This is a genomic window from Actibacterium ureilyticum (genome assembly GCF_002285435.1).
Lineage (GTDB): Bacteria > Pseudomonadota > Alphaproteobacteria > Rhodobacterales > Rhodobacteraceae > Actibacterium_C > Actibacterium_C ureilyticum.
Genome location: NZ_NSBT01000028.1, coordinates 1 through 6,926, shown reverse-complemented (window position 1 = coordinate 6,926; position 6,926 = coordinate 1). Strand labels below are relative to the sequence as shown.

Annotated in this window: 9 protein-coding genes; all 9 read right to left on the bottom strand. The window is 61.3% G+C overall.

Annotated features, from left to right (window positions below):
* Positions 1 to 386: 386 nt before the first annotated feature.
* Entirely contained in the window at positions 387 to 1,418 is a 1,032-nt protein-coding gene (locus tag CLM60_RS11775; RefSeq protein ID WP_095587668.1) for an IS110 family RNA-guided transposase, read from the bottom strand.
* A 202-nt stretch (positions 1,419 to 1,620) separates the two neighbouring features.
* Complete coding sequence (locus CLM60_RS11770) at positions 1,621 to 1,773, bottom strand: antitoxin PaaA2 family protein (protein WP_043754116.1); 153 nt, start codon at positions 1,771 to 1,773, stop codon at positions 1,621 to 1,623.
* On the bottom strand, positions 1,763 to 1,927 hold the full coding sequence (locus CLM60_RS20940; RefSeq protein ID WP_009819683.1) for a hypothetical protein: 165 nt from the start codon (positions 1,925 to 1,927) through the stop codon (positions 1,763 to 1,765). The genes CLM60_RS11770 and CLM60_RS20940 overlap by 11 nt, the downstream gene beginning before the upstream one ends.
* Positions 1,928 to 2,021: 94 nt before the next feature.
* A complete protein-coding gene (locus tag CLM60_RS11765) occupies positions 2,022 to 2,540 on the bottom strand; it encodes a type II toxin-antitoxin system YhaV family toxin (protein WP_024099306.1) in 519 nt (172 codons plus the stop codon).
* The gene (locus CLM60_RS11760) at positions 2,537 to 2,863 is read right to left on the bottom strand and encodes a type II toxin-antitoxin system PrlF family antitoxin (RefSeq protein WP_005668772.1); all 327 of its coding nucleotides are present in this window, start codon (positions 2,861 to 2,863) and stop codon (positions 2,537 to 2,539) included. The genes CLM60_RS11765 and CLM60_RS11760 overlap by 4 nt, the downstream gene beginning before the upstream one ends.
* Positions 2,864 to 2,987: 124 nt before the next feature.
* Positions 2,988 to 3,641, bottom strand: a complete 654-nt coding sequence (locus CLM60_RS11755) for a DUF6927 domain-containing protein (RefSeq protein WP_024099305.1) — start codon at positions 3,639 to 3,641, stop codon at positions 2,988 to 2,990.
* Entirely contained in the window at positions 3,641 to 4,234 is a 594-nt protein-coding gene (locus tag CLM60_RS11750; protein ID WP_025042408.1) for a hypothetical protein, read from the bottom strand. The genes CLM60_RS11755 and CLM60_RS11750 overlap by 1 nt, the downstream gene beginning before the upstream one ends.
* Before the next feature lie 74 nt (positions 4,235 to 4,308).
* A complete protein-coding gene (locus CLM60_RS11745; RefSeq protein ID WP_095589368.1) occupies positions 4,309 to 6,291 on the bottom strand; it encodes a ParB/RepB/Spo0J family partition protein in 1,983 nt (660 codons plus the stop codon).
* Between the two features lie 154 nt (positions 6,292 to 6,445).
* Complete coding sequence (locus CLM60_RS11740; protein ID WP_043754131.1) at positions 6,446 to 6,835, bottom strand: DUF3768 domain-containing protein; 390 nt, start codon at positions 6,833 to 6,835, stop codon at positions 6,446 to 6,448.
* Positions 6,836 to 6,926 lie beyond the last annotated feature (91 nt).

The window sequence follows — 6,926 nt, the reverse complement described above, 5'->3', positions numbered from 1 at the left end:
AAAAGCCAGCTTCCGTAATGGGGCGGGCCTCTGTCAAGGGTTTCGGGCAAGTCAAAAATCCCGGCGAAGATCTCATTCTTCTCCGAGTTTTAAGGCACAAATTCAGAAGCTTACTTTTTCTTTTTCACTGCACCGGCACGTCAGGACTGAAGGACACCCCCCTGTCCGGGCTTCGCTCTTCCGTCCGTAGTCAGCCGCATGGCTGCCACTCTATGCCTGGTCCAAATCTGGTCCTGGGTGCCCATCTTTTACGCGTATTCAGCGTTAGCCGATAACTAGCGGGCTTTCGGCATCTCCAGGAACCTCGTCCCGGCAAGGGACCTCGTCGTACCTGTCGTCAGGTGCAGTGCGTTCCTCCGTCAGATCAAGTTCTGGAATTATTTTACTCAGACCGTTGCCGGGGAGCTCTGCACATGGCGGAATGGTGTGCCGTCTCGCCACATGCGGTGCAATACAACGCCAATACGCCGCGCAAGTGCAATCAAGGCCCGTTTCGATCCACGCCGATGGGCCACTCTGAGCGCCCAGGCCTGGAGCCAGTTTGGTGACCCACGGTGCATCAAGATCATCGCCGCTTGATACAAGGCCGTTCGAAGGGCCCGGTCACCGGCTCGAGTAATTTGCCCGACAATGTCCATCTCTCCGGATTGCGTACGTCTCGGCGTCAGCCCCACCCACGGACCAACATCCTTCGATCGCGCGAACCGGGTCGGATCGTCGATCGCGGATTTGACCGTCAGGGCGACGATCCGACCGACGCCTGGCATCGTCATCATCAGACGGCAAACGTCGTCTTGTTTTGCCAGATCCGCGATTGTCGCATCCAATTCAGCCAACTCGGCGCGCAACTGCGCACGCGCGCGCAAAAGGGCCTCTGTCGACGCCGACAGGATTTCATTCTGCTCAACCAGTTCCCTCACCCGGGCCTCGTACCTGATCCGGGTGACGTGTCCCAGCTTCAGACCGAAGTTCCGCAAAACACCCCGCATGGAAAGCTCAAGGTTGATGATGGCCTGCTGAACTGACTTGCGCGCTGTCAGCAACGCGCGGATTTCCTGGGAGGACACCGATTTGCGGTGCACGGGCCTGTACCATCCCATTTGAAGCAAGCGCGCAATGCCCTGAGCATCGCGCCGATCGGTTTTGATCGGCATGGCTTTCAAAGCGGCTTTCACCAACCGCGTTTCCATCAAGACCACGTCAAGTCCGGCCTCTTCGATGCCCTTACTCAGCCATTGGGACAGTGGTCCGGCTTCAAGACCGATCGCATCGACCGCGTACGGCAATGACGTCATCGCACGCACCAGCGCCTCAGGCTCGCTGGCGGCCTCCAACTCCTCAACAACCTTCCCTTGCGGCCCCAGCACACAAATCGCCGTGCTTGTCAGAGATACATCTAGTCCGATAAATACATTCATGTCGTTGCCCTTCTATTCTTAGGAATTGAGGCGCATGGAAACATACGACCTCGTAGACGCGCTGCAGGCGCATCAAGGGCAACGGCACTTCAGATCATGCTGACAAACAAGCGAAACGTGCTCGATTCGCCGACAGCCCCATTACGGCATCTTTCGCTTTTCAGGGTGACGTAGTCAGACCGCGCCGACCTCAAAGGCTTGGTCAGGACTTGGGTTCGACCTGCCGCTTCGCATCAATCAATGCCTGTGCGGCCTGCATCACCTGAACCTGAGATGTTCCCGAGCGTGCATCCTCCAGCGCGGCCTGCACCTGCGCGCAAAACCACGTGTCATAAGAATTCGCTTCAGCGGCCACGGAAATGCTCCTCGAGCCCGATATCCAGCAGCTTGCCGAGGTCATCGGGCATGTCTGCAACGCGCACAGCAATTGGGAAACGGTGCCCCGTCAGGTCAGGCGCGCATTGCTCCTCTAGACCGAGGTGCTGCCTATCCTTTTCCGTCTCATTCATTGTGCTTTCTCCGACCGCATTATCAGCCGATGCTACATCTTCGAGCGTGGCGTCGTAAATGATAATGCCAAAGGGTCATAGCAAGCTGGCCCACTTACCGATCGGGCACCGCTTCAAGGGATTTCTCGAACCGCTTGCCTGCCGCTGCAGCTTCTTTCAAGAGCGCGTCGAAATTGTCAGGTGGGTTGCCATCTTCCAGCATCCCTTTGAACGTCGCATAGGCATCCGTCTTGCTGCCATAGGCGCGCAGGGTCTTGTCGTCGTTCACCCATGCCACCACGATGACCTTCGCATCGCTGTTGAACCGGTAGAACAGCCGATACTGCTGGAAGAATTTCGCCCGGAACCAGTGCTTGCGGTGATCGCCGAGTGTGCCGCCTTGCCGGAAGGCGGCGGCACCCGGATCTGCAGGTATGGCCTCGGTGACCAGCTTGAAGATGGCGGCCAGCCGTTTCGTCGGGTTTTTCTTGTGCCAGGTCTTGGGATCGCGAGCCTTACGCGCCTCTACCTCCTCGACCAGCCCTTCGAGCTGGTCCAGAAAGAGTGGGTGCGCATAAATCGACCATCCATTCACGACAAGGGGCGCTTGGGCGGGCACGCTATCGCCGCTCATTCATCCTCGAGCGATAGCGGCGCATCGAGATCGACATCAACGTCTCCGACCAGTGCTGCAAGACGGTCATGCAAAGCCCCATCGAAAGCCCGAATGCGGTCCGGATGCGCCTTGATATCGGCCTCGACAAAATCGAGAAAGGCTCCGAGCACGGGATCTTCCTCGTCGCTGCGCACGGGCTCGATATAGACCCTGCCACTCGGCTCGGTGCAGTAACGAATCTGGTCGCCCTTGCCCAGCTTGAGCTGTTTGCGCACACCCGCCGGCACGGTCGTCTGATACCGATCCGTGAGTTTCGAGACATCTTGTGCGAGGGCTGTCATGGCAGTCTCCTGAAGAAAAGGGGCTTTGCTGCCCGCGATAGGTAATGCATTTGCATTGCCTTGTCAAGACAAGCCGCAGCATCTGCTGTCGCCGGGCAGGTCGATGAACCGTCCGGCGCAGGACCTAATTTCGCCCCGCCAGGAACTCCGCCAGCACCGGGCTAGCCGCACCTTTCGTGGAGCTGAGCAGCTCCGAGCCCGCAAGCGAGGCCTTCGACAGGCGTACGAGCCCACCAGTTTCCTCGATGCGGTAGCAGCGGCGCTTTTGCCGCCCACGCCTGTAGTGGGTCGCGGTGACAATCTGGCAGGTACTGCCATCGGTGAGCGTCACAGGGGTGGCGAGCTTGATCTTGTCGCCTTCCTCGTAGTCCGGGATCGCAGCCCAGTCCTGGCAGCGCTGGCGCCAGGCATGAGCATAGCTGTCTGGGTCTTTCAGCTCGGACAGCAGGGCCAATAGGCTCAGTGGCGCGCGGGATTCGACCGGTCCCGCGCTTTCCTCCATGTCCTTGTAGCCCCAGCAGCCGTCATCATATCGGGTAAGGAATACGGCGGCGAAAGTGATGGAGCCATCCGCATCGGTGACATAGGTCGTGTCTTCGACAGGGGTGCCGTCGATATTTGTGACCTTTGCCGCCGCGTACCAAGTCGAACCCACCTTGCAGGCTTTGACCAGTTCCGTCTTGCGCCTTTCGCCCTCGAAGGTGCACAGCCGAGCAATCTCCGCTTTCTCATCCGCGTAGGTCTGGACGCGGCCGTCGGTGTAGAAGAGCCAACCCATCACGCCGCCCTCCGGTCATCGATTTCCATCAGCGCATCGAGCGGCACGCGGTAGGGCTGCATGGCGTCGAAATCCTCGCAATTGCCGCAGTTCTGCACGATCGCGAAGGTGTCGCAGGCATCCTTGAGAATGACCCGGAAGGTGCCGCCGAGGCCCGAGGGCACCTCGTAGGTCCCGCCGATGAGATAGTCCGAAGCCCGGCGCACGAAGACGCGGATGCTGTGGCCATCGGTGGCGAGCCGGATGGCCCCTCGCCCCCGGTCGATGAGCACCTGCACGTCATCCAGGATGTCGGTGTAGAACTGGCCGGTCAGATCACGAAACGCCATGCGGCGCTGCGCCATCCAGTCGGTATCCCGAAACGGGTTCATGCCATCTGCGAAAGCGAAGGAGGGATCGGCCTGCTCGGTGGTAACGATACGGGTGGTCGTACCATCGATGCCGTTTGAGCGCAGATGCACACCATTGCCGACGATGAGGATCAGGGCGGGCCTGTCCACGGGCCCGTTCCAGTTGGGCAAGAAGGTTTTGCAGGCGCGCGCATGGGCGATCTGCGCCGCAACTGCGGAGGCAGAGAACTTGAGAATAGCCATGGGGATGTCTTTCCGTTGAGTGTGGGAGGGTCGACGCGCGCAGGCAGAAGGGCTTGCGCGGGCCGCTTGAGGGCTCAAGCCGCTTGCGCGACCTCGCTGTCAGGTTCCGAAGTTTCCGCAGAGGGCGCCGCCTCATCACAGGGGACACCGGCGGTCTGCATCATCGGCGGGCACCAGGCGGCCACGGCGGCGCGCTGTGCATCCGTCAGCGTGGCGAAGGGCTCAGCGAAGAGCTTGTCGCAGAAGGCGACGATCTCTTTCTTGCTCGACGAGGCCAGCGTGACCGCCTCCTGGGCGAGGCCCAGATCCTCGCCGAGGATCTTCAGGAGCCATACCTTCTTGAAGCGGTTGAAGAGCTCCGCATTCGGCGTCCAGTGGGCGCGGATGTCGGGCATGATCTCGATCTCGAACGCATGCATCAGGCTGTCGCGCTGGCGGTCCCGCGCGAAGCAGGACTGCGTGGTGCTGGCCGTGGCATAGGCCACGAGCTTGGCCTTTTCGCCTGCCTCCAGCGCGCGAAACGCCGCGAACTGATCGGCGGGCGCGCGGGTGTCATCGAGCCAGGACAGATCAAGCGCCTCATGCGCCGCCGCCACCTGCTCGAGCGAGGTCTCGTCGATCTCGTCCATCTTGGCGTGGTTGCGGTATTCCTTGCGGGCATCGATCTTGATCGCCTGGGTGACACTCATGCCGCTGGCCAGAACGTCGCTCACCAGCTTGAAGAGCGTCAGATCGAGCGTAGCTTCCGGATGCAGCGCCATCGCGGCCCCAAGCGCCATGGCTCGCTCGGTCTTGAGGTCCTCAGCCAGTGAGGCCGGATAGGTGATTTCGCCGGCGTCTGGGGCCTCCTCCCCGGTCGGGCTAGCCGAGGAGCCGCGCGGGCCCTCCTTTTTGACGGTGTCTTCCGGGCGGACGAGGCCAACATGGAGGGTCACCTGCCCGCCCGACCAGGACGCGATTACCCCAGACCGCGCGAGGTCCTCGGCGCTGTAGGCCTCCTGCAGGTCGCGGGCTTCCTCTTCCAAGGCGTCCACGCGCTCGTAAAGCGCGTTGTAGGCACCGTCCTCGAGCCCCTCATCCTCCATCTCGAGCTGCAGTTTCTCAAGCTCGGCGGTGATCTCATCGATGCGCTTTTGCGCAGCCTCATCAGGCTCGATCGGGCCGGGATAAACGCGGCCGTAGTCGGCCATGGTCGCGTAATCATAGCGGACCATGGCATCGGCCCAGGCAAAGCCCAGCTTTATGCGGGCCTCTTCGGCGGCGGCACCGAGCTTCTCGAGCAGGATGGTCTCGACCAGCGCGGCGTCTTCGAGCACGGAATGCTCTTCCAGAAGGTCAGCGGCGACAGCGCCGCCCCGCGCCTCGTAGTCCGCGCGCACGAAGGCCCCGATATCGTCACTGACCTGCACCCCGCGCGATTTGAGCGCCTGGCGGACCGTATAGGCCTGCAGGTAGCTATCTTCCTTGGTGAGCGCCTCGAAGACTTCGCGCTGCACCTCCTGGCTCGGATGCTCCGCAAAGGCCTTCATCGTGTCGAGCGTGATCGTCTTGGCCCGGGCCGCGGCGCGGATGTCGGGGTGGATTAGGCCATAGCGCAACCGGCCTTTCACGGCCGCCACCGTGGTGCCGAAGGTCTTTGCGATCGTCTCGGGCGTCTGGTCGTCGACCTCCATCATCCGCGCGAAAGCCTCGAACTCGTCGATGGCATTCATCGGCGCCTGGGTGATGTTCTCAGCGAGCGACAGGGCCGTGGTGACATCGCAATCCTCTGGCACAAGACGGCAGTCGATCTTGGCCTTCGCCGTGAAGCCTTTCGCGGCCCTGTCCGCGACCAGCTCCTTCAGCGCGGCATGCCGACGGCCACCGGCGAGGACAGCATATTTGCCGTCGAGCTTCTGGACCATGAGCGGCTGCAGGAGACCCAGAACGGCGATGCTTGCCTTCAGATGGGCGATGTTCTCAGGATCATAGGTTTCCGGCGAGTTGCTGCGCACATTGGCGGGATGTGAGACCAGATCGCCGATGGCGACGGAGACGGGTTTGAAGCTTGTGGTCATGGCGTTTCCTTTTCGGTGGGTTTGGAGCGGCCCGCGCATTCAGATGCGCGGCCAATCCCCGTCTTCAGGGATCACCACAACAAAAGGCCCACTCTCCCTTTGAGGGGTCAGCGGGCCTTCATCGCCTGGGCTGTCAGGAGGGGTGTCCCCTCCCCTACCAGTCGCGCGCCAGCATGATGGTCAGCACGCGCATGGTGGTGGCGGGATTGTCCGGGGCCTCGGCGCCATAGCGGAAGTCGGAATCCGCTTCGTACAAATCCAGTTTCCAGAACACGGTCTCGCCGCGGACCTCGACCGCCCCGAAATCATGCCATCCTTCGGGATCGTTCTCGGGCTCGAAGGTCTCGAACATGCCCGTGGCCTTCACCGCCTCGGCCATGAAGCCGTCACCGGCATTCATAATTGAGCGGGTGACATGCATGCGGCCCTGAATAGACTGGGCGGTTGGCACACCGAGGCACGCGAGCTTGCGAAACGCGTCGTTCTGCGCTGCGATCACACTCGGATCAGGGCGGTCTGTCTGGGGTTGTCCTGTCATGGACATGGGGTGCTCCTTTGAGAAGTTGAAACACCCTTCCAAAAGCCAGCTTCCGTAATGGGGCGGGCCTCTGTCAAGGGTTTCGGGCAAGTCAAAA